This window comes from Treponema pallidum subsp. pallidum str. Nichols (genome assembly GCF_000410535.2).
GTDB lineage: Bacteria > Spirochaetota > Spirochaetia > Treponematales > Treponemataceae > Treponema > Treponema pallidum.
Genome location: NC_021490.2, coordinates 332,380 through 356,673, shown reverse-complemented (window position 1 = coordinate 356,673; position 24,294 = coordinate 332,380). Strand labels below are relative to the sequence as shown.

Genomic DNA, 24,294 nt, shown 5'->3' with positions numbered 1-24,294 from the left:
ACGCGCTACACTCGGCCCGCACGCAGAGGAGGCACGCATGGGCGCAGACATTGGGTTCATTGGACTTGCTGTCATGGGAGAGAATCTGGTTCTCAACATTGAGCGCAACGGTTTTTCCGTCGCAGTTTTCAATCGCACCACCACGGTGGTCGACCGATTTCTTGCAGGGCGCGCTCATGGCAAGCGAATCACCGGCGCCCACTCCATTGCAGAACTTGTTTCACTTTTGGCACGTCCACGCAAAATCATGCTCATGGTCAAAGCAGGCAGCGCAGTCGATGCGGTCATTGACCAGATACTGCCCCTTCTAGAAAAGGGGGACCTCGTTATCGACGGTGGCAACTCTCATTACCAGGATACCATCCGGCGCATGCATGCGCTAGAGGCCGCAGGTATTCATTTCATTGGCACAGGAGTTTCGGGGGGAGAAGAGGGGGCCCTCCGTGGACCGTCCCTCATGCCTGGAGGCTCTGCTCAGGCTTGGCCGTTGGTTTCTCCCATTTTCTGTGCCATTGCCGCCAAAGCCGACGATGGCACCCCGTGCTGCGACTGGGTCGGCAGTGATGGCGCCGGGCACTACGTGAAAATGATTCACAACGGCATTGAGTACGGCGACATGCAGATAATCGCCGAGGGCTACTGGTTTATGAAGCATGCGCTGGGCATGAGCTATGAGCACATGCACCATACGTTTACCCGCTGGAACACGGGCCGCTTACACTCGTACCTGATTGAGATTACCGCGGCTATTCTGGCACATCAGGACACAGACGGCACACCACTTTTAGAGAAAATTCTAGATGCCGCTGGACAGAAGGGGACGGGCAGGTGGACGTGTGTTGCAGCGCTCGAAGAAGGCAGCCCGCTTACACTGATCACAGAGTCAGTGATGGCGCGTAGTCTTTCTGCGCAAAAGCAAGCGCGCTGCAAGGCACATCGCGTTTTTGGTTCTCCCGTGAAAGTCTCCAAAGCAGAAACGCTAAGTGCACAGCAGCGCGAAGAACTGGTGTCTGCACTGGAAGACGCGCTGTATTGCGCGAAAATAGTCTCGTATGCGCAGGGTTTTGAGCTGTTATCGCATACGGCAAAGCGCCGAGGATGGACACTGGATTTTTCCCGGATTGCATCGCTGTGGCGTGGCGGGTGTATTATTCGTTCAGGATTCCTGTCCAAGATCAGTGCGGCGTTTGCTCAGCAGCACGATCTAGAGAATTTGGTACTTGCTCCCTTTTTCGCAGAGGAATTAAAGCGTGCGTGTCCAGGCTGGCGCACCATAGTGGCAGAATCGGTACGGCAGGCGTTGCCAGTTCCGGCCCTCTCTGCTGCGTTAGCCTGGTTTGATGGGTTCACCGGTGCTGCTTTGCCGGCCAACCTCCTTCAGGCACAGCGAGATTATTTTGGTGCGCACACCTACGAGCGCACAGATGCGCCGAGAGGAGAGTTTTTTCACACAAACTGGACAGGCACCGGCGGTGATACCATTGCAGGAACCTACTCAATATAGGGGATCCTCCCGTCGCTTGCCTTTCGTTCTATATTTATATTCCCAGGTGATCTTGACACCACCTCGGGTGCTGCGCTAGCATGCGCCCGTCCGGCGGATGTTGTATAACGGCTATTACCCCAGCCTTCCAAGCTGGAGACGTGGGTTCGACTCCCATCATCCGCTTTCCTCCCTACCTCGTTGATTTTTCTGTTCTATACGCGCTACACTCGCCCCTCGGAGGGGTAGGGTGCATTCGGGGCAGCAATTACTTGAAAAGAACAGTATTATTATCAGCGGTCTTCCCCCCTGGGCGCAGGAGTTGTCCAAGAAGTATTGCTCTAAAACGGTCAATCTGTACTTCGTACATGGCAATATCCGTGACTTCCTCCCCCATCGCGATATTCAGGGCAGCTTCTCCTTCGTTCGCATTAATGACTACATATCTGAGGTTATCTTCGGTAACCGGGATATCATCGTCTTCTATGACAAATCTGCAGGGCTCACATTTTGTCTACAAGAAATGCTGAGCGCTTACTTAGAGCGTATGCATGCCCAGTATCCTACTGAGGCACTTGCTGACTTTCTTTCGCGTGATCCGGTGAAAGCTTTTGCGTACCTTGAGCGCTACTTTATTATGAACATGAAACAGAATAAGCGTATGGTCCTCATCATCGACTATTCTGAATCTCTCGTTCCCTCAGAAGATATTGCAAACTTAAGCGAAACAGATCGCTATTGCTTCGTCACCCTCAATCGCTGGGCAAATGATCCGGTGTTCACAAACGAAGACATATCCGTTGTGATGCTCACGGAGAATATCACTGACATCAACAGTCGGTTCACCGCTTCTCCTTCCACCGTTAAGATTCACATACCCCTGCCAAATGAAGAAACACGGATACGCTTTCTTGAATATCTCAAAACCCAGGAGGAGATTTTAGTACTTGAACGTGGGTTGAATACGGAGAAAATTGGCAAACTCACTTCCGGTTTGAATTTAGTGAACCTCCACCAGCTTGCGGCAGAGACGTACCAAACGATCGATGCAAATGGGAAGCCAGAGGACAATATCAGTAGACTTTCCCATACGGACTCTGCAACCTTACAATTTCTAAAAAGGAAGAAACAGGAAATTATTGAGCACGAAGCAGGCGGTTTGTTGGAATTTGTCGACACATCCTGCGACCTTTCATACGTTGCAGGAAATGTCTTTGTAAAAAAGAGATTGTATAACGCAGTGCGCGCCATTAAGCAAGGAAGAGCAGATGTGTTGCCAATGGGATACCTTATCTCAGGGCCGATTGGGACAGGCAAATCATTTATGGTTTCCGCATTTGCGGGGGAAATTGGGATTCCCATGGTGCGTTTGTGTAATTTCCAGGCAACGCAGCCTGGCATTACACAGTCGAACCTAGAAAAAACGCTCAACATCCTCAAAGCGCTTACCCCGGTAGCGGTGATGGTGGACGAAGCTGATGCGGTGTTTGGTAGGCGTAACGCGCCGGCAGGTGAATCGCGTATTTTTGCACAAATTGCAGGGTTTATGGGTAACACCCAACACCGGGGCAATATTATTTGGTTCCTGATTACTTCGCGCCCAGACTTGCTACCAATAGATCTGAAACGACAGGGACGCGCAGAAGAGCATCTTGCGCTCTTCTACCCTGAAACCACAAAAGAAAAAACGGAAATTTTTGAAGCACTCAAAAAAAAATTACGTATCAAGCTCAAAGATGTACACGTACCGGCAATCATTCGCAGAATAAAATTCGCTGTTTCCGGTTCGGACTTAGAAGCCATTTTAGTACGCGCCCAGCTAACTGCTGCGATGGAAAATCGCACGATGGTAACCACACAGGACATCACCCGCACCATTGAAGACTTTATCCCTCCTGCTTATCCGCACGAAATTGAACTGCAAAATTTAGTGGCAGTACTCGAATGCACAGGAAAGGAAATGCTCCCTGCGCGTTATCAGCATTTAGATCGCTCTAAACTGGTGGCAGATATTCGGGAACTAAAACTCCTCATGGGAGAAAAATAACGGCTCCCTCAATGGGAGACACGGGGCCTCACGCAAGAAGACTACATGAACAGCTGTACCTTTTGTTCCTCGTGTGATAGGCTGCGCGCGGGCCGACGTGGTGAAACTGGCAGACACGACAGACTCAAAATCTGTTGGGGTAACCCCGTAAGGGTTCAAGTCCCTTCGTCGGCAGGTGTTTTGTCCGCAGGGCGACGCGTAAAGTGTGCGCGCAAGAAGGGTTCGTCGAGTTCAGGGTACAACGTGAAGCGTGCGAGCAGCTCCCGCACTTCCGAGCAGACTGAGCTTCTAACCTCGCCGGGCACCTCGGCCGCCGATTTGCTTAGCGCACCTGTCTTTGTCCGCACAGGCGTTGCAGCGCCGAGCACGCGCGCGATCAGGCGCGCTATTCTTTTCATTTCCTCAGGCCCCATTCCAAGGCTCGTTACCGCGGGGGTTCCGATGCGCAGTCCGCTGGTGAGCCATGCGCCGTTTGGGTCAAAGGGGAGCGAGTTACGGTTGAGCGTCACTCCGCAGTCTATCAGCGCGCGCTCTGCCTGACGACCTGTCAGTCCAAACGGACGCACGTCAAGCAATAGCAGATGGTTATCCGTCCCCCCTGTCTGCAGCTGCATCCCCTGTTGTATGCAGGCATCTGCCAGCGCACGCGCATTATCACGGACTGCGTGCGCATAGGTTTTAAAAGCAGCATTTCGAGCTTCACGAAACGCAACCGCCTTTGCTGCCATCACATGTGGCAGCGGGCCGCCGAGCACAAGCGGACAGCCCTTATCCACCGCCTCTGCAAATTCTTTTTTACACAAAATAAAGGCACCGCGTGGCCCGCGCAACGTTTTGTGTGTGGTACTGGTCACGATATGAGACCAGCGCACTGGATCCTCGTCTCCCGTAAAAACACCGCCTGCAACCAGTCCAGCAAAGTGAGCCATATCAGCCATGAGTACTGCGCCCACTTTGTCTGCAATTTCCCGAAAGATGCGGAAATTAATGGAACGAGGATACGCGCTGTATCCGGCAAGTAAAATAAGTGGTCTTTCCCGCTTTGCCTGTGCCTCGATTGCAGCGTAATCGAGCAGTCCTGTGTCTCGGTCCACCGCGTAGGACACCACACGAAACATTCGTCCTGAAACATTTTGGCGGTACCCGTGGGTCAGGTGACCGCCTGAAAAATAATCTAACCCCATAAGTTTTTGATTACCCATTTTCTGGCGCAGTACTTCCCACTGTTCCTCACTCAGATGCGTAGCGGCGGTGACACCAAGAGAAGAAAGGGTTGGCATTTCAATTTGCCGCGAAAGGATAGCCCAGAATGCAACAAGATTCGCATCTGCACCGGAGTGCGGCTGGACATATGCGTGCTCAGCACCAAAGAGCGCGCATGCTTCTGCAGCGGCGGCAGACTCAATAGAATCAACATTCTGACACCCGCCATAGTAGCGATGATGGGGGAACCCTTCTGCGTATTTATCAGTCAACAAGTTAGCCATCGCCGCTTGCACCGCAAGAGAGCTGTAATTCTCACTTGCGATTAACTTTACATACGACCGCTGATCTATCAGCTCCTGCACAATATCAGAAGCAATCTGCGGAAACTGGTGCGCAACTAAATCAAGATTGGCCAAATACGCAACAAAAGCACTATGTATCTGGTCAGGAGCACGCGTACTCAGGTACGCACGGAGTGCGGAATTATTCACGTTTTTCTCTCCTCAGGTAGGCAGAATATTGTTCGCTCTGTTTCTAGCGCAAAGAATGGACAAAACGCCGCGCGCCGCATGCCCGATACCCGTCGTGCGTAACAGGGGAACATACCATTACCCCTTCCGTTTTGTCATGGCGCTGCTCTGCTGCGTTGCAGAACCGCGGAGGCTGCGTTTCCACCGCGCGATGAGTGTCAGCGCTTCAAGCGGTGTAATGGCGTCTGGATTCAACGATGCAATCTCTGCGCCTATTAACTCTTCTTGAGTAAATAGATCTGCCGACACACGCTGCGCGCACGGTTTAGACGCTGCCTTGTGCGCGTGTACTGCTTCTGTTTGAGCCACTGCATCTGCTTCGTGCGCAGCAGACGCACGTGGAGCAGATCCTGCCCGCTGCTGCAGTTGTTTCAAAAGCTCACACGCGCGTGCCAGTACCGATTCAGGGAGCCCCGCCAGACGCGCAACGTAAATGCCGTACGAACTGCCGCAAGAACCGGGCGTCACTTTTTTCAGAAATACAATGGTATTGTCAGTTTCTAGAACATCAAGCTTGAGGTGTTCTAACTGCGGGTGGGCAAGACGGGACAGTTCATGGTAATGTGTTGCAAACAGCGTTTTTGCACGCACATGATGCAACAAATATTCACTGACTGCCTGCGCTATGGATAAACCGTCTTCAGTTGCCGTTCCCCGTCCTACTTCGTCCATGATAACAAGGCTGTCGCGGGTTGCTGCACGCAGGATGTGTGCTGTTTCACTCATTTCTACCAAGAAGGTAGATTCCCCGCGCGCAAGGTTATCGGCCGCTCCTACCCGACAAAAAATACGATCGACGGGGGTGAGCTCTGCCTTTTCTGCAGGGACAAAGGAGCCAACCTGCGCAATCAGGCAAATGAGCGCAGTCTGACGCAAAAAAGTACTTTTTCCTGCCATATTCGGTCCGGTGATGAGCGCAAAGCGCGGCAACACCGCATGTTCACTTGAAGAAAGTGTCAGATCATTGGGTACAAACTCCCCGGAGGGGAGATGAAGTTCCACCACCGGATGTCTGCCCCCCGTAATACGAAGTGCACCGTCTTTGATAAAGACCGGTTGACTCCAGCCATGCTGGAGCGCAGCGTGCGCAAAAGATTGGAGCACATCCAGCTGTGCCACCCGTGCAGCGTTCGTGCGCAGCAGCTGGGTATGAGAACATACGGTACGGCGGATATCTGCAAAGAGTTCTTGTTCAAAGGAAACGAGGCCCTCACGGGCGCGGGCAAGTTTTGCTTCCAATTCTGACAACTGTTCGGTGGTAAAGCGATCGGCATTGCTCAGTGAACGGCGACGAATAAAGTGCGCAGGGACAGCAGAAAGATGCCCTTTGGATACCTCCAGAAAGTGACCGAGCATGCGATTGTACTTCATTTTTAATGTACCGATACCCGTGCGCTCACGCTCCTCTGCCAAATATTGTTTTAGAATTTCATTTGCATTGTCACGCACGCGGTGCAGTTCATCTAAGGACGCAGAAAAACCACGCTTGATAAGGTTCCCATCGCTTAGCGTTACGGGGCAATCTTCTTTGATAGACTGTTCTAAAAGACCATACAGTTCCTGCAGCACCGGGGTATCCCCTTCTGAGGGAAGAAGGTCTGGGGGAAAGGGACTTTCGCGCTCGAGGCTGCGGAAGGTAAGGATTGCCCTGAGACTTTCTTTTAAGGCGAGCAAGTCACGTCCGTGCGCCTTTTCTAACGCCACGCGGGCGACTAGGCGCTCCACATCCCGAACACACGAGAGTGTTGCACGCAGTGTCTTGAGGATGTGGGGACGGTGATGAAAAAAGACCACTGCACTGAGGCGTTTTTGAATTTCCTCCTGGGAGCGCAAGGGGTGGTGCAGCCAATAGCGCAGGAGCCTGGTACCCATGGCGGTGTGTGTATAGTTGAGTGTTTCAAAAAGAGAATGCGCATGGGTGCTGTCGTGGAGATTTTGAAGTATCTCTAGATTTTTGCGCGTAGCGTCATCGATTTCTACAAAGTCATGGATATGGTAGCGGGTGATGGCACTGACGTGGGAGAGCGGGTGTCGCGTGGTTTCTTCCAAATACGCAATCAGCGCCCCGGCGGCAGCGAGGTCTGGCGAATGGGGCAGGAGGGTGAGGCAATCCAAGTTGCGTGTGCGAAAGCAATGGTGCAGGCGGTTTTTAGTGTGCTCGGGATTAAAAAGCGCATCTGCGCCGGTGGTACGAACGAGCCGGGGGTAGAGACTGAGGATAGCGGCAAGTTCAGGCAGTGAACGGAGCACTGAAGCAGACAGGAGAACCTCAGACGGCTGGACACGTCCGAACTCTTTTTGCAATGCGTCCGCTGCTTCGGCGCGGGGAAAGCTGGTGATGAAGAAGGCGCCGGTGCTGACTTCTAGGTAAGAAAAGGCGACGGTGGCGTCTGAGGCACAGACGGTGGCTAAGTATTGGGAAAATCCCTGACTGAGAAAGTCATCTTCCACTGCGGTCCCGGGGGAGATAATCTCAATTACCTTGCGCTGTGTGAGTTCTCCGGGGACAGGATGAGAAACCTGCTCGCACAAGGCAACTTTTTTACCGTGCTTAAGCAGGCGTGCTATGTGCGTGCGCGCGGTATGGACGGGCACCCCGCACATGGGTGTTCCATTTCGTTTTGTAAGGGTGAGCCCCAAGAGGGTACTCACGTGGAGCGCGTCGGAATCGAACATTTCGTAGAAATCGCCCAAGCGAAAGAACAGGACCGCATCCGGATGCTGTGCCCGAATGGCGTGGTACTGACGCATGAGAGGGGTATCTGACGCGAGGGACCTCACGTGGACGCTCCTGGGCCAACACGTAGGAGGCAGGAGACGCGGTGCTCACGGTGCATCACGAGCTGCTCAGCTCCCGCAGGACGTCTTCGGTAATATCGACCGAGTGGCTGTACCAGAGTATTCCGGCGTTTTTTTGCAGATCTAAGACGATGCTGTAGCCTTCACTTTCTGCAATTCGCCTAATAGCGGCGTAGAGTTTTGCATAGAATGCGTCATCTGCGATGAGCGTTTTGCGCAGCGCGGTGAGCTCGTCGTTGGACGTTTTAGAATACTCCAACAGGAGCGCGGTTTTTGACGCAATGAGCACCTCGTACTTTTGGACTGACGCGATGTTTTGCTGCATCTGCGCGTCAACTTTTTTTTGCCGGAGCTCTACGAGCTCATCAGACATTTTCTGAATTTCACCCTGGTGCCGTGCTTTTTTAGATTCATAATCGCGCAGGACGCGCGAATCGCGCCAAAAGGTTGAGTAAATGCGGGCCGCATCTATGACGGCAAAGCGCGTGATGTGTTGCGACTGACCCTGCAGCAGCGACGTAAGGAGCATAAAGACAAAGGTAAGCGTCGCTTTCATATCACTCCTTGCCTGGTGGACGCAGCCCCGGACCGTTTCAAAACGGGCACGGAACGCTACAAATTATTTACCGTGAACGACAACACAAAATTCCAATTTTTCTTTGTTTTTGGGATGCCGCCGGGTGACGTGAAGGTGTTTGCGAACGCCAATTTTAACGGAAATTGCGGCAATGTAAAGCGCAGCCCCGGACCGTAGCTCATTTTGTACAGTCCTTCAGAGCTGGTGGTTCTACTGCTACTACTACTGCTGCTGCTGGAGCTGCTGGCGGACGATGACCCGTTTGGGGACTGACTTTCGATGTTGTACACCATTGCCGCATCAAAGAAAAAGTCAAAGGACACAATGCCGTGCGCCAGCGGCCAGCGGAACTCAATCCAGTGGTGGAGCAGCAGGTCTCCGGTGTTTTTCTTTGCGTCTTCGCTCCACCCGCGCCCTACCAGCACGCCGTCTATTACCAGCGCGCCGGACCGCACCCCGTTGCCCTTTCCGTTTTCGCTTTTCCTCCGTCCATAATACGTTTGAACGGACACACCGGTGTAGAAAGCCAAGACAAACTTTAAGTTCCACACGGCAGAGACCGGATAATTGAGCAGGGTAACGTAGAACTCGGCCTTGGTGTCGGAGCGAAACGAATGCTCTTTTTCGAGAAAGGGAACGAGCCCGTTGAACGTACAGCGCTGTCCTAAAAACCAGCCGCTGGACGGGTCGTACGCAAAGTCACGCCCGTCAAACGAAACGCTCGTCCAAAACGAATTGATACTGGTCCAGTTCAGCTGCTCTTTTACGGTCAGGTCGAAGGGCTGATTGTTATCCTTATCGTAAAAATTCTTTACAACCCGAAAGTCCACCCCCCCGTTCACCCTAATGACCGCATAGCGCGGATACCACTGGTACCCGGTGTGCGCGCCGATGGCGGACTCAAAGCGCGAATACTTGAGGCGAAACGATTCTGCCAGCCCAGGGGAACTAGCCCACTGCTCCCTGCTCGTGTACGGGTGCGGCAGCCCGTTGCCGTATGAACCCGCGCGGTACACAAAGAGATTTTTGTGCGTAAGTTCAAAGTCAAAGCCCACCGTCAGCGGAGAGCCCAGAAACCAGCGCTCCACATACCCGAGCTTCAGGCTCTGCGCCTCAGACCCCAAGGTTGCATTTACTGAAATTTCATTCCCTTTTCCCAAAAAATTCTTTTCTTCCCACTGACAAAAGAGCGAAAGCGGGAACGTGCCTGCCTCCCCCACCCCAGAAAACGTCACCCCAAACTGCACGTTTGCCGTCGACTGCTCCTCCACATTCAGGATAATGTCCACCAGGTCCTGCTCAGAGCCGGGCCGCACATCCGGCACCAGCGACGAGAAATAGCGCAGGTTGAACAGATTGCGCAAGCTATCCGTAAACTTTGACTTAGAGAACACATCCCCCGGTTTCAGCAGCATTTCACGCAGGATAACCTCGTCTTTTGTATTCTTCGTTCCCTTAATGATAATGTGCTCGACGTGGCTGCGCTCGCGCTCCACCACCGTGATCTTAAACGAAAGCGTTTTCTCCGCCGTGTCCCGGTGTTCTTCTTTGTTCAGGTAATTTGACGTGTATCCGTTTTCAAAATACGCATCCGCCAGCGCCTGAAAGCCCTGCTCAAAGGCCACCATATTCATGATGGCCCCGCGCTTGAGCCTAATTTTTGCCTGCAGCTCCTCGGTGCTAAAAATCTGGTTACCCACAATGGTAACCCCGCCGTAGCGGTACTGCTCACCTTCCACCACAGTGTACGTAAGCGTAACCAGATTGCGACTGGCGTCAGTTTTTTTATCAACCGTCTTTGCCACGCCTTCTACCCGCGCGTCAATGTATCCCCTCTCTGCATAGTATGAGTGGACTGCCGCCTTATCCGCTTCCAGCGCATTCTCCTTGAACACCCCACTGGTCAAAAAACGCGCCTCCTGCGTGGAAAGCACCTTCTTGAGCACCGACTCGGTAAACGCCTTATTTCCCTTAAACTGTATCCGCGAGACAACAGTCTGCTTACCTTCCTGGATGGTAAACTGTACCACCACGCCCCCCGCCTCAGTTTTTGCCTCGCAGGATATCTTAACCGCCGCATAGCCCTGGTCCAGGTAATGACGCCTGAGCGACTCTTGGTCCACCTTCATCTTTACTTCATTGTAAATGTCTCCCTTTTTCAGGAGGATTTTAGACAAAAGGTCCCCACTGCGGATTTGGCTGTTCCCTACCATCTTGATGCCCTTCACCGAAGGACGCTCCTTTACCGTGAACTGTAGCATCACATACTGATACTCCGGATCGGTGGGCACCGCCTTAGGCGAAACTTCAGAAAAGTACTCAAGGTCATAGACCTTTTGCAGTATCTCCAGGTACAGCTCATAGGTCCACTTTTGTCCCTTGTATTGAGAAAAAATCGTGTCCAACTGGCCGCGAGCAATATATTCGAGCCCCTCAAAACTAATCGCAGAGATAGGCTTTCCCTCGTACCAATTGTCGTTTGCCTGTGCCCACGCCAGCGACATCACACAACAACTTGCAATTAGGAAGGCACTGGCTTTTTTGAGCATTCCTTTCTCCTTACGAGCTGCCTTGAGCCTCAATACGCAAAACTCCACGACACCCGCATTGAAGTATCAGAGACAAACAGTGAATCAAGACGTGTCGGCGTCGACGCCCACCGCAACGAAAAAAAGGGCGTTGCAAACTCTAGCCCCAGCTCCGGCCGGAACAGCAAACTCCCTGCCGCAGGCTTTTTAATCCCCAAATTATTTGGCGCAAGCGGATCATACTGAGACAAGTGAAGCAGCGCATCCGCGTACACCGCCCGGCCAAGACGACGCCCTACGTAGAGGGAGGTATTGTCAAAATAGTTACCCACTGTCAGCGGCTTGCTGCGGTCCTTATTGAACAAATTCCCAAAAATCGCGTTCTGCAGAACATAGGTGCGGAACGAAAACGCGTCCAAATCCAAAAATGAGCGGATTTTATCCTCCACCCGCTTCATAATCCCCCACTGCGTAAGAATATCTGAAGCGATACTCGCCACGTTCTGCTCAATATTCTCCTCTGTCAAATCCCCCAGCACCACCTGTCCTAAAATTTTCGCCAGTTCTTGCTCAGAAACCGGCGGATCACACCTGAGCTTTGGCGCAAGCTTAGAAAACACCTGGTCCTCAGCGGACAAAATCAAGCTCACCGGCCTCCCCTGCGTGTCCCTGTCCTTCAGCTCCGCACGAAACGAAATACGCGGATCGGCCGTTTGGGTATCGCGTGCAAAGTGAATCGTCCCCTCCCGGAGGTAAAAGTTTCGTTTTATCCAAAAAAACTCTCCCCCCTTAAGATGAGCAAACCCGCGAACATAAAATGACCCGGAAACCGGATCGGCTATGAACTCAAACGGTTCCTGCGCGTGCAGCAGCGTCCGCAAAATAGGAAAATCAGAGCGCGGCCAACGAAACTCCACTTTATTTCCCGCAGACAGCAAAAGATTCATCTGAAAATTCTGCGCACTGTCCGCGTATTTTGTGTAAAACTCTTCAATCCCTGAGAAATTCAGTAAAAAATACCCGCGGTCAAAGCGCGCCTTTCCGTTTATCGATAACAACTGCGGCGTTATACGAAGCTCCAGATCGCAGCCGGCTGACCCGTCCATCGCAAAAAGCAGGTTATCCGTCTGAATCGCACCCAGCGCGTCTCCTACCGTCCCGCATTTGATAACCACCTCATCCGGGTAAAATCCATTCAGCTGTGCAACACACTCACCCCAAAGACGGGCCGTCGGACCGGGAAACTCTGTATACGGCACTATGAGCGTGCTGCCGTGTGCTACTATATCGATAGAACCTGGCCCAAAGCGCTCAGGTGCATACCCAGGCGCGCTGGCAACTACCTCCTTTCCCCGTAACTTTCCTTCAAACACCGGGCGCGCACGCGTTCCAGATACCGTCACGTTTCCTACCGCAACTCCTTCGTGCACGCGCACATGCCGTATGCCCGTAAACGCCCATACGCGCGCCAAATCAACAAAGATATCCTGAATCTGCACGTCTACCTGCTGTGCACTCAACGACCCGTTCAAGAAAAAATGAACAGGCAAACTCTGCGCCACCTGCAACGACACTGAACCATCATCCAGCATAAATCCGGTAATTTCGTCGTGCTCACCGGCGTACAGCGCCCATACGCCCGGATCGCGCACTACCAGTATGCGGTTCTTTTCACCCTCGTATGTGGCGATGCGCCAGTGCTCAAACTCCGCAGAAATCGTGTATTGACTGTGCGTCTGCAAAAATGGCGTGAGAAACGACGTGCGCAGTGCAGATGTCGCCTTACCCGAATCCACAGGGGATCCGGCAAGGGTGAGCGTACAGGTGGCATGTGTCGGCTGCCCTTCAAACGCGCCTGAGTACGTGGTGCGCACCCACGCACGCGCCTGACCCGGCACCCATTCTCCTGCAAGGTCAGCAAACTGATGTGACCCCCACGTCACCTGGGTGGGCAAAAGCGCAAGCGTACCGTCATCAAGTGCACATCCTCCCCGCAGGTGAAAGGGCACTCCCTTGGCGATCAGCTCGAGTGAATCTACCTGCACCTGTCCAGACATATCCTGCATCGTACCCAGCACAGTCCACGACCCGGTGACGCGACTGCGCTCCCCCTGCCCTGCAACAAAACGCCCCACGTCTACGTTATCTATTCGCCCTGAGCTATCCACATAGACGTGTTCCCCCACGGTTACCTGCGCGTTAAGCTGCACCTGCTCCTGCGCATCTTCAGATGCAAGGCGCACGGCCGTTTCATACCGCGCCTGCTCGTGCTGCCCTGTTCTCGGCACAACGGCAAAGCTCGCCGTTCCAGCCAAGTACCGATCGCGAGAACCAAAAAACACCTGATCAAACAGAGCACCGGCCTGGTTCGCCACGCCAGCAAGGCGCAAGACCGTTTCTATTTGCTCCGATCCACCTGCGGCGACCGCCCCAGAACGGAGGTGCAGGTGATGAAAGCGCACCTCCCACGAGTGGGCACTACGCATTGCAAAAGAACTGTCACAATCAAAAAGACTCTGAGAGAGAGGAACCGGCAGATTCTGCACCTGAAACGTGCCGGTAACCCCTGCGCGCTCGTCAAACGATGCCACCACCGAAAAATCATAGTCGCCATACACCGTCAGCGTACGGTCGGCATATACTCCCCTGGTACGATACGGAACCGAATTGATGGATAGGACACTTTCAAAGAGGGCGTCTCCCCCGTGTTCAAAATTCGCCATCACGTTCCCCTGTACCTCAAGTCCCTTACACAGCAGCGAAATATCCGTGACCGAAAAGGAAGCTGCCGTCCCCTGCACTGACAGCAGGGCGTACAGGTCAGCGATTTCATCCGATGCGAGCACCAAACGAACACAATTGTACGAAATATCACGAAAATCACTTGAAACGTAAAAATCTGCTGTTGACTGTAACGGCACCAGTGCGCGCGTCACGAGCGTGGAAGCGCCCTGCGGTGACGTACAGGCAGCAACCATTTGGTACAGCGCACCGACATTCACCGATTCAAACGCCACGTGTGCCTCAAGAAAGCGAGACTGCCCCGCATTCGCGGCAAGGTATGATCCGTCACACTCGTAGCGCCCCGTGCTGTCTGCAGCCACCAGGCGGAAATCCGTTTTTGCCGGATCCACACGTACTGAGAGCGCCACGTCCTCCAGAAACGCTTCCCCCACCTGTATCCGCGGGACGGTGCACACAAAACCAACCCCCTGTGGGCGAAAACGCACCTGCGCTGAAAGGTATGCCCCCGAAAGAAGCGGCAGCCTGTGCACCGTAAGCACCCCTGAAGGGATCCAGCGGTCCAGCGTGAGCTCGAACGCACCGTCCACATCAAGATTACTACCTCGTGCGCATATCTTTTCTACCTGAATCCGTGCAGGATCACCGTGCGCCTGTAACGTTGCGACAACGTCTTCCAGCTGATACCCCGGCGCAAGCACTACATACGGGGTGTGCGCGTGCACATCCGCACTCCACCGCCACTGTTCTATGGGGGTATACCCAACCTGAACGTTCCCGCTCACAGACAATTCCTGCATACCCTGTGCTGGCACGTGGGTGTCGCGGAGCCGCGCCCACTTAAGGGGACGAAAATTTTCACAGCGCACGGAAGCTTCACAAGCGCCGGTTGCAGTATTCCATTGCCCAGAAACTTCCATAGGGTAGATGCCCCGCGCCGTGTGAAACTTAAACAGGTCATCTGCGTAAATTGCCACGAGAGTAAGCGTCGGCACACTGAAAAAAGAGCCGCTCGGGGGTGCAAGCTCGAGGGTGGCGGAACCTGACGTAAACGACGTTTCAAACACGCCTGAGGCGTCCAGGTGTGTGTACAGCGGTCCCCAGGAAGAGGAACGGGTGTCGACATACTCAGCTTCGCAAGAAAGAGCGAACGAGGCGCCAGTTTCCGCAAAAGAAAACCTACCCTGCGGCACAGAAAGGTGCGCGCGTCTGGAATCGCTGCGCACCGTAACTGCAGTGTTATGGACGCGCACGTCTATTTCGCGCAAATCGGCAAAGAACGAAGCCATTTCCCCGTCTTTCGAGAACAGTTTTTGTAACTTTTCTTTCACATGACGGTGACGGTACAGGTCGACGTCCACTGCTCCGTCATGAACATGAAGAGCCCGAATACCCCGCACAGGGTTGGAACCAAAAAGCGAGAAAATATTGTACGCAACGACTATTTTTGAAAAGACGGCAACCTGCTCACCGCGAACTGCTTCCCGAACACGAACATTTCTCAGCGTAACTGCGCGGAGAACAGAAGGGGAGAGAGAATCATACTGAAAACGTAAACCTGAATACTCCTCAACTAAGCCAAGCCAGACGCGCTGCACACCGGCCAACTTTTGCTGCACAAAGCCAGAAAGCGGATCGAAGACGGCCAGAGCGCAGAGCACGAGCACCACAAACAGTGAGCACTCAAACCTACGCACCGAAGGAAGCACAGCCACAGCCCGCTAAGTGTAGCAAAAAACGCGCCCGGAATACAGAACCCCCTACCCGGGTGCTCATTGCAAAGAATAGGTGCCACCCAACTCACCCTTCTTCCAAAAATTAATACCTCCGCGCACGGTCATAGGGCTGACCGATGGCACGCGGTGCCTCCCCACGGCCGCCAAACAATAGCAGCACCACAACCGTCAGCGCGTACGGAAGCGCGCTAAACAGCTCGATAGGCAAATGTTTCAACAACTCAACACTCGTGGCATACACGTTCAAAATCTGTGAAAAGCCAAAAAGAACGCTTGTCACCAGTACCCCGAAAGGATGCCACCGTCCTGAAATCAAGGCTGCAAGTGCGATAAACCCCGTCCCATGCGTGCTGTAGACGGTGTATTGGATATCCTGCGTCAGTATCAGCACCCCGCCGCCAAGTCCCGCACAGAGTCCTGAAATTACCACCGCCGCAGACCGCAGACGAAACACACTCAAGCCCGCACCGTCTACTGCATACGGCTGATCCCCTGTGGCACGCACGTGCACACCGAAAGGCGTGCGATACAGTACGTACCACGCCAATGCTACTAGCACAAAACCTAGATATACTGTCGGGTACGTATGGGTGAAAACCATCGGGCCAAGCACCGGAATGCGACTGAAAAAACCGTAACTAGTCTTAACTAACCCACGAGAGTACGCCTGCGTTCCCTGCTGCCCAAAAATAACCTGTGCGAAAAAAACCGTCATTCCTGTTGCACACAAATTGATCGCAGTGCCTGCGATGATCTGATCACTGCACAAGCGCACACTCAAATATGCGTAAAACAACGCCACCGACGCGGCAACTGCCATGCCAACTCCCAGTGCAATCCACGGAGCAGCTATCGTATACGGCTCGCACAGGACCGTCACCGTAGCAGTGGAAAAAGCACCAAACATCATCAACCCTTCAAGGGCAATATTTATCACCCCGCTCCGCTCGGAAAACAACCCCCCCAACGCAGTAATCAAAATAGGGGTTGAAAACACAAGCGTCAGCGCCACCATCGAATAAAACGTGTTCATACGTGCGCACCCTGCCTCCCCCACCTGACGAGCATCGCCCGGATTCCATTGTGCATGGAAAGAAAGACAATAATCGCCGAAACGATAATTACCGACACCTCCTTCGGCACTCCGTTCAACTGCATGAGTGGGCCTGCCGCGCGCAACGAACCGAGCAGCGAACCGCCGAACACACACCCCCACGCCGTATTACGGCCCACCAAGGACACCACAATCCCCTCAAATCCATACCCTTCAAATCCGGGTAACACCCGCCCGTACGAAAAAGTACCGATCGCTAGCAACACACCGGCGAGCCCTGCATACATACCCGAAATGCTCGTTGCAAGCATCACACGCCGCCTGATGTGAATCCCCGCATAGCGGGCCGCTTCGGCACTAGCACCAACGACACGGAGCTCATAGCCGAACGTTGTTTTCTCAATGAGAAACTTAAAGCTAACCAGTGCAGCTATCACAAGCAAAAAGCCCCAATGCAGACGCGACCCATTGCTTACACGCGAGAGAAAATCACTGTGCAACGTCGCAGCTGGGGGTAAAGACACCGTACGCATCAAGTCGCTCCCAGGCAAAGCGGTGACTACAAAATTCGCCCCATACAGTCCTACGTAGTTGAGCATAATGGTAACCACCACCTCACTGATCCCGCACACTGCGCGCAACACCCCTGGTATCAAACCCCACAGTCCTCCCCCTACCATTCCTGCAAGAACCGCCGCAGGAATGGTAAAGAAAGAAAGGTGCTCATGCCAAAGGACACCGACACACACTGCGCACACGCTACCGACTACGAGCTGCCCTTCTGCCCCGATATTGAACAATCCCATATGGGACGTAAATGCCACCGCAAGTCCTGTGAGTATCAGCGGCAGACACGTCACCACTCCTTCGCCCATATACCTGAAGTTCCACACGGACCTGCCGGTGCCAAAAGCCTGTACATTCACGCCAAACATCGAACGTACCAAAGCTATGAGAATGTATTTAGGGTGCAAACCTGACACCGCCATTACCACCGCACCTACGGCAAACCCCAAGATCACCGCCAAGCAGGGAATAAGCAGCGCGTGGTATTTGGGGTGAACCAGGCACCCCCGGAGACGCGCAATCACCCCTGTACCCCGGTTTTTTTGCCCGCAGTCTCTTTTTTCCGCATCCCACTCATGAGACGCCCGAGCTCTTGCTCTGTTGCGTCGCACGCGTGCACGGTCCCCACTATCTCTCCCTCGTACATAACTGCAATAGAATCTGCCAGTGCAAGCACTTCATCCATATCAAGGGAAAAGAGGAGCACTGCACCCCCCCGATTACGTTCGGCGACAATAGCGCGATGAACATACTGAACCGCACCCAAATCAAGTCCGCGCGTCGGCTGCGCGGCAATCAAAAGACGCGGTGCACGGTGCAACTCGCGCGCAATGATAACCTTTTGCTGATTACCTCCTGAAAGGGTACGCGCACGAACCGCACACCCGAGCGCACCGGATTGCACCTCAAATTTTTTCGCCAACGCGTGCGCATGCTGCGCAATCACACGCCGATCGAGAATGCCACGCCGCGCAAACGGCGCGCGAAAATACGAGCGCAAGACCATATTCTCTTCCACAGAAAAATCGAGCACAAGGCCGTGCTTCCGCCGATCCTCAGGAATGTAACTGACACCACGCAGAACACGCTCGCGCACGGAAGTGCGTTGTATCTCGCACCCGTCAAGCAGAATCTGACCTTCCGACACCGGCACAAGACCTGCAATTGCTTCGAGCAGCTGTGACTGACCGTTGCCGTCTACACCGGTGATACACAGGATCTCCCCGCACCGCACCTGAAAGCTTACGGCTCGGACGCCGTACGCGCGGGGCGCTGCAGAAGGAGACGCGTCAGCCCACATCTGCCCAGACGTAACGCGGCGCGCCCCCACGCTCAAGGAACGCACCTCTAATACACACGCCCCATCCTTCCTTGAAGCGCGAGGCAGCGCGTAGTCCACCGCATGGCCCACCATCATTTCTACCAACCGTTCTTCTCCCACCTCAGCCACAGAAACCGTACCGATACACGCCCCCCTGCGCAGTACCGTACAGCGATCGGCGATTGCCTTAATTTCACTCAGTTTGTGTGTGATAAGCACCACCGCCTTACCCTCACGAGCAAGACGTCTGATCACCTGCATCAGCTGCTGCACTTCTTGTGGAGCGAGAACTGCGGTAGGTTCATCAAAAATGAGCACCCGAGCATCGCGGTAAAGCATTTTGAGAATCTCAACACGCTGCTGCATGCCAACAGTGATGTCCTGAATTTTCGCGTATGGGTCCACCGCAAGTCCGTAGCGCTCGCACAGCTCTCCCACTGCGCGATGCGCAGCACGAACATCCGTGCGAGCAAAGCGCGCACGAGGCTCGACGCCAAGAACGATATTCTCACTAACGGTTAGATTGTGAACCAGATTAAAGTGCTGGTGCACCATGCCAATGCCATGGCGCGCCGCATCGCGCGGACTACGGATGCACACACTCCTGCCATCTACAAACAGCTCTCCAGATTGCTTCGGACACGTACCAAAAAGGACTCCCATGAGCGTAGACTTGCCTGCACCATTCTCTCCCAGCAAGGCATGCACCTCCGCGGTCTGCACACCGAAAGAAACACAGTCATTGGCAACAACGCCTGGGAACCGGACAGTTACATCGCGCATTTCCACCGCGTATGGCATAGCCCCTCCCTCAAGTTCATTACTGGACGTCCCCATACCCACTGACCACGGGCGGGTCGAGACACACGCCCCACTCTACGCACCCGCAGAAGAAGAACGCATACGCCCCGGCAAAACAACCCGTGACCCGTAGGGAATGTCCTGCACACAGAAGCCATTCACGACGGCCATGCCGTACAAACAAAAATCAGATGAAGAAGAAGGCCTCCCGCGCGCAGGCACGGGAGGCACCTCTCCCCCTTAGTTCATCATGCGTGCAGATCGCACCGGAACCACTATCTCCTTCGAGACAATCTTCTCCTCAAAACTCCGAATTTTCTCCATAACCGCACTGCTCAAATTGGGATTTTCCTCAGGAATCCCCACTGCCTTGTCTTCAAGCCCGAACATAATGGACTGCCCCCCGGGAAAAGAGCCATCGTACGCCATCTTTGAGATCCGCTCCGCAGCGACATCCGCACGCTTGACCATGGAGGTAAGCACCACAGACTTCGACCCATCGTACACCCCATCCATGTACTGGTCACGATCTACGCCAATAACCCACACGTCCTGACCATTGAGACGACGATCGCGCGCCTCTTTGATAACGCCGTTTCCTGTGCCCCCCGCTACTTGAAAAATGACATTCACGCCCGAGTCGTACAGCTTTGCCGCGAGCGCCTGCCCCTTTTGGGGATCTGAAAAGGTATTGGCAACCTCAACCACTACCTGTATGTCGGGATCGACGGCCTTAACCCCCGCTTCAAAACCCGCTTCAAAGAGAGGCATCATACCCAGCTCCATGCCAACGATGAAACCGACGGCGCTTTTTCCCGCCTCTTTCGCCTTCAGCGCCGCTGCAACGCCGACAAGGAACGACCCCTCATTCTGACCAAACACTGCAGAAACAACGTTATCCCGGTCTTGGACAACCGCATCGATGACCAGGAACTTCTGCTTAGGAAAACGAGCAGAAGTCTCGATGACCGCCTCCACAAGGAAAGAGCCGCATGCTACCACGAGCCCCATATTCTCATCTGCAAACGCAGACAAACTAGGCACGTACTCAGCGTCAGTGCTAGCAGTCACATACTTGCACTTCGCGTTGTTCTCCTGTGCGAAGCGCGAAATACCTTCCCACACCTGCTGGTTAAAGGACTTGTCATCGATGTCCCCTGAATCGGTTACCATTCCAACGACGAAGTCACCACCTTCTGCGCCCCCTGCGTTTCCCATCTGCGGCCTGTCGCTCTTAGAGCAGCCGATGAGCAGCATGGCGCAAAAAACGCCCGCAAACGCGCGTACCCACTTCTCTCTCACAAGAATCCTCCCCCCTTTATCGACAAACATGCGCAAAATAAGGGGTCACAGTGTAACCCAAGGGGACAAGGAGGTGCAAGGAGTGGTGAGTTTTTGCGTGTGTGCAGGTGGCAGGGTGAGGGGGCTACTAGACAGGGCCGGGGGGGGGGTGAGGTAGCATGGGGTGCATGCGGTGGGGGAGTGTGCTGTGTGTGGTGGTGGGGGTAGGAGCGAGCGGGGGAGTGCTCGGACAGGAGTTTTCCCCGAAGCTAACTGGCTCTGCCACACTTGAGTGGGGCATCAGCTATGGCAAGGGGGTAGGCAGTCATGGCCAGGCCCCTGGTGCAGTTATGGGCACCGGTCCCTACAATCTGAAGCACGGGTTTCGTACTACCAACACGGTGGGAGTATCCTTTCCCCTGGTTATGCGCACCACCCACACGCGCCGTGGGCAGCACCCGGCACTGTATGCGGAGCTGAAGGTGGCGGACCTGCAGGCGGACCTGAGTCAGGGGAAGGCAGGTTTTGCCGTTAAGCGCAAGGGGAAGGTAGAGGCGACACTACACTGTTATGGGGCCTACCTGACGATTGGGAAGAACCCCACGTTTCTGACGAACTTTGCCCGGCTGTGGAAGCCGTGGGTGACAGCGCAGTACCAGGAGGATGCGGTACAGTATGCGCCGGGGTTTGGGGGTTTAGGCGGCAAGGTTGGGTATCGGGCACAGGACATTGGGGGCAGTGGGGTCAGCCTTGATGTGGGGTTTCTCTCCTTTGCCTCTAACGGTGCCTGGGATAGTACTGACCCCACGCACAGTAAGTATGGCTTTGGGGCAGACTTGAAGCTAATGTATGCGCGTGCAGGACACCCTCTGTGCACGGTAGAGCTTGCCAGCAATGTTACGCTAGAAGACGGATACCTCATCGGTGCACAGAAGGACGCAAACAATCAGAACAAGGATAAACTGCTGTGGAATGTAGGGGGCCGACTCACCCTCGAACCAGGCGCCGGCTTCCGCTTCTCCTTCGCCCTCGACGCCGGTAACCAACACCAGAGTGCACAGGACTTTCAAAATCGCACACAGAGGGCGCAGAGTGAACTCACCGCCCTCTCAAATAACCTCTTCCAGGGAGAAAGTCAAAAACAGGAAGCCTGGCTGGACGAATATGCAAAGAAGGTGCTTGATGCCGTAACGGCAGCCACCGAAACCGCCCTTCAGTCGAGGGGAAACGCGTACATAACGGCAGTGTCAAACGTAAAAGTCACCCCTCCGGTAGCTGCCACGCTTTTGACGAACCTGAAGGTGTTCATTACCGACCCTCCTACACCGTCACCGCTTCCCGCGCTTCCTGCATTTTCCCTGATGGGGCAGGTTTTGCTGCAGTACGATGCGGAGCAGGTGGTGAAGGGGTTTGAGCAGGTACAGACGCAAATCGTTGCTGAAATTAACCAGAAAGTGCAAGCGGCTGTGGCTCAGAGCAAGGCTGCAGCACAGGCATTCATCAACGGTCTTACCAAGGCAATAGAAGACGTGGCTGATGCGTTGCTTGCACCGCATAAGGGAAATCCGATGAGCCTCTTCAACCTTCCGGATCAACAAAAATTACTGAAGGACGATCTCGCCGATCTTATTCCAAAGCTTACGGCTGAGGCTACAAAGTTTTTCACTGAGGGTCAGACGTTTGTAACCGAAGAAGTGAAGAAGAAGACGGATGCGTTGGACGCGGGGCAGCAGATACGTCAGGCTATACAGAACCTGCGTGCGTCTGCATGGCGTGCCTTTCTAATGGGAGTCAGCGCCGTGTGTCTGTATCTTGACACCTACAATGTCGCCTTCGATGCGCTGTTTACGGCGCAGTGGAAGTGGCTGTCTTCTGGCATATACTTTGCCACAGCACCGGCAAACGTTTTTGGCACCAGGGTGTTAGATAACACCATCGCAAGCTGTGGCGACTTTGCCGGATTCCTTAAGCTCGAAACTAAGAGCGGTGACCCCTACACCCACCTGCTCACCGGCCTGGACGCCGGCGTTGAAACACGCGTGTACATCCCCCTCACCTATGCGCTATACAAAAATAACGGGGGGACGGCTGTGCGTGGCATTCAGGAAAAGGAGTATATCCGTCCACCGGTGGTGGGGAAGGCGTGGTGTAGCTATCGCATCCCGGTGCAGGATTACGGCTGGGTGAAGCCAAGCGTTACGGTCCATGCCTCTACCAACCGTGCACACCTGAATGCCCCTGCTGCAGGTGGAGCAGTAGGAGCTACCTATCTAACCAAGGAGTACTGTGCACAGCTGCGTGCTGGTATTTCAGCCAGTCTCATAGAGAAGACGGTATTCTCCCTTGATTGGGAACAGGGTATGCTCTCTGATGTCCCGTACCTGCTGGTGTCCGAGTGCCTCACCCAGGGAATCGGCCGCATCGTGTGCGGCGTCACCCTCTCCTGGTAGTCACACGCGGCTAGACGGGTGGGGGGGGGTGAGGTAGAAGTGAGAGGAGGGGGAGTGAGTGGGCAGGCAGGTGATGCAAGCGGGGGTACTTGCGGGCATGGTATGTGCTGCTTCTGGTTATGCAGGCGTACTCACTCCGCAGGTCAGTGGCACAGCCCAGCTCCAGTGGGGCATTGCGTTCCAGAAGAATCCACGCACTGGCCCGGGCAAGCACACCCATGGGTTTCGCACTACCAATAGTCTGACTATTTCCCTGCCGTTGGTGTCAAAGCACACCCACACCCGCCGAGGGGAGGCACGCTCAGGGGTGTGGGCACAGCTGCAGCTGAAGGACCTGGCAGTAGAGCTTGCGTCTTCTAAAAGCTCAACGGCCCTGTCCTTTACCAAACCTACCGCTTCCTTCCAGGCAACCCTGCACTGTTATGGGGCCTACCTGACAGTGGGTACCAGTCCTTCCTGTGTGGTTAACTTTGCCCAGCTGTGGAAACCCTTTGTCACCCGTGCCTATTCAGAAAAGGACACTCGCTATGCCCCTGGTTTCTCCGGCTCCGGGGCAAAACTCGGCTACCAGGCCCACAATGTGGGAAACAGCGGAGTAGATGTGGACATCGGTTTCCTCTCCTTCCTTTCCAATGGTGCCTGGGATAGTACTGACACCACGCACAGCAAGTATGGCTTCGGGGCCGATGCAACGCTTTCCTATGGCGTCGACCGTCAGCGGCTGCTTACGTTGGAGCTGGCAGGGAATGCCACACTGGAGCAGCACTACCGTAAGGGTACCGAAGACTCCACGAACGAAAACAAAACAGCACTCCTGTGGGGAGTAGGAGGCCGACTCACCCTCGAACCAGGCGCCGGCTTCCGCTTCTCCTTCGCCCTCGACGCCGGTAACCAACACCAGGACCCTGCCGATGCAGGTAATCGCCTTCTGGCAACGGGGAGCTCACGGGAGAAGTTTGACAGCGCGTTCGATGCCCTCAGGGTGGAGCAATACCGTGTAAAGGATAAGTATCTTGAATTTTTGCTGGGACAGATGGCGGAGTCCTCGATTCTCGAGCGGGTGGGGCTTGCCCTCACGCTGCAGGACGGTACGCTCGTCTCTACGCTGACGAAGGTTGCCACTGATAGTGGAGCTCAGCGCCCAGTGGGAACAGGGGGTGCTTGCTGACGCT

At 54.3% G+C, this 24,294-nt stretch carries 13 protein-coding genes, 2 tRNA genes and 1 pseudogene; 6 read left to right on the top strand and 10 right to left on the bottom strand.

Annotation, left to right across the window (positions count from 1 at the left end; translation table 11 throughout):
* Positions 1–37: 37 nt before the first annotated feature.
* The 4 genes from gnd to TPANIC_RS01610 all read left to right on the top strand — a co-directional run bounded on the left by gnd (position 38) and on the right by TPANIC_RS01610 (position 3,704).
* Complete coding sequence (gene gnd / locus TPANIC_RS01625; protein ID WP_010881779.1) at positions 38–1,504, top strand: decarboxylating NADP(+)-dependent phosphogluconate dehydrogenase; 1,467 nt, start codon at positions 38–40, stop codon at positions 1,502–1,504.
* Positions 1,505–1,597: 93 nt separating this feature from the next.
* Positions 1,598–1,669 (top strand) — tRNA-Gly (locus TPANIC_RS01620).
* A gap of 64 nt (positions 1,670–1,733) precedes the next feature.
* Positions 1,734–3,530, top strand: a complete 1,797-nt coding sequence (locus tag TPANIC_RS01615; RefSeq protein ID WP_010881778.1) for an ATP-binding protein — start codon at positions 1,734–1,736, stop codon at positions 3,528–3,530.
* Positions 3,531–3,621: 91 nt separating this feature from the next.
* A tRNA-Leu gene (locus tag TPANIC_RS01610) sits at positions 3,622–3,704 on the top strand.
* Here TPANIC_RS01610 and TPANIC_RS05245 read toward each other — a convergent pair.
* The 10 genes from TPANIC_RS05245 to tmpC form a co-directional block, all read right to left on the bottom strand.
* Positions 3,686–5,227: a glycine hydroxymethyltransferase gene (locus TPANIC_RS05245; RefSeq protein WP_014342373.1), complete on the bottom strand. Its 1,542-nt coding sequence runs from the start codon at positions 5,225–5,227 to the stop codon at positions 3,686–3,688. The genes TPANIC_RS01610 and TPANIC_RS05245 overlap by 19 nt on opposite strands.
* A 117-nt stretch (positions 5,228–5,344) precedes the next feature.
* Positions 5,345–8,047, bottom strand: coding sequence for a DNA mismatch repair protein MutS (gene mutS, locus TPANIC_RS01600; protein WP_010881776.1), 2,703 nt, complete (start codon positions 8,045–8,047; stop codon positions 5,345–5,347).
* Between the two features lie 55 nt (positions 8,048–8,102).
* Complete coding sequence (locus tag TPANIC_RS01595; protein WP_010881775.1) at positions 8,103–8,621, bottom strand: OmpH family outer membrane protein; 519 nt, start codon at positions 8,619–8,621, stop codon at positions 8,103–8,105.
* A gap of 56 nt (positions 8,622–8,677) precedes the next feature.
* Positions 8,678–11,191, bottom strand: a complete 2,514-nt coding sequence (gene bamA / locus TPANIC_RS01590; protein ID WP_014342788.1) for an outer membrane protein assembly factor BamA — start codon at positions 11,189–11,191, stop codon at positions 8,678–8,680.
* Positions 11,192–11,220: 29 nt separating this feature from the next.
* On the bottom strand, positions 11,221–15,627 hold the full coding sequence (locus TPANIC_RS01585; RefSeq protein WP_014342370.1) for a translocation/assembly module TamB domain-containing protein: 4,407 nt from the start codon (positions 15,625–15,627) through the stop codon (positions 11,221–11,223).
* A gap of 103 nt (positions 15,628–15,730) precedes the next feature.
* Positions 15,731–16,681: an ABC transporter permease gene (locus tag TPANIC_RS01580; protein WP_010881771.1), complete on the bottom strand. Its 951-nt coding sequence runs from the start codon at positions 16,679–16,681 to the stop codon at positions 15,731–15,733.
* The gene (locus TPANIC_RS01575) at positions 16,678–17,880 is read right to left on the bottom strand and encodes an ABC transporter permease (RefSeq protein ID WP_010881770.1); all 1,203 of its coding nucleotides are present in this window, start codon (positions 17,878–17,880) and stop codon (positions 16,678–16,680) included. The genes TPANIC_RS01580 and TPANIC_RS01575 overlap by 4 nt, the downstream gene beginning before the upstream one ends.
* Positions 17,790–19,391 carry an ABC transporter ATP-binding protein gene (locus tag TPANIC_RS01570; RefSeq protein ID WP_010881769.1) on the bottom strand — a complete coding sequence of 534 codons (1,602 nt, stop codon included), beginning with the start codon at positions 19,389–19,391 and terminating at the stop codon, positions 17,790–17,792. Before TPANIC_RS01570 ends, TPANIC_RS01575 begins: the two co-directional genes overlap by 91 nt.
* A gap of 75 nt (positions 19,392–19,466) precedes the next feature.
* Positions 19,467–19,613, bottom strand: coding sequence for a hypothetical protein (locus TPANIC_RS05480; RefSeq protein WP_014505460.1), 147 nt, complete (start codon positions 19,611–19,613; stop codon positions 19,467–19,469).
* Positions 19,614–19,631: 18 nt separating this feature from the next.
* Entirely contained in the window at positions 19,632–20,693 is a 1,062-nt protein-coding gene (gene tmpC, locus TPANIC_RS01565) for a membrane lipoprotein TmpC (protein ID WP_010881767.1), read from the bottom strand.
* A gap of 158 nt (positions 20,694–20,851) precedes the next feature.
* Here tmpC and TPANIC_RS01560 point away from each other — a divergent pair, with 158 nt between their 5' ends.
* Together TPANIC_RS01560 and TPANIC_RS01555 are read left to right on the top strand one after the other, a co-directional pair.
* Complete coding sequence (locus TPANIC_RS01560; RefSeq protein WP_010881765.1) at positions 20,852–23,122, top strand: major outer sheath N-terminal domain-containing protein; 2,271 nt, start codon at positions 20,852–20,854, stop codon at positions 23,120–23,122.
* Between the two features lie 58 nt (positions 23,123–23,180).
* Positions 23,181–24,254: pseudogene (locus TPANIC_RS01555) on the top strand (major outer sheath N-terminal domain-containing protein); the annotation flags it as partial.
* Positions 24,255–24,294 lie beyond the last annotated feature (40 nt).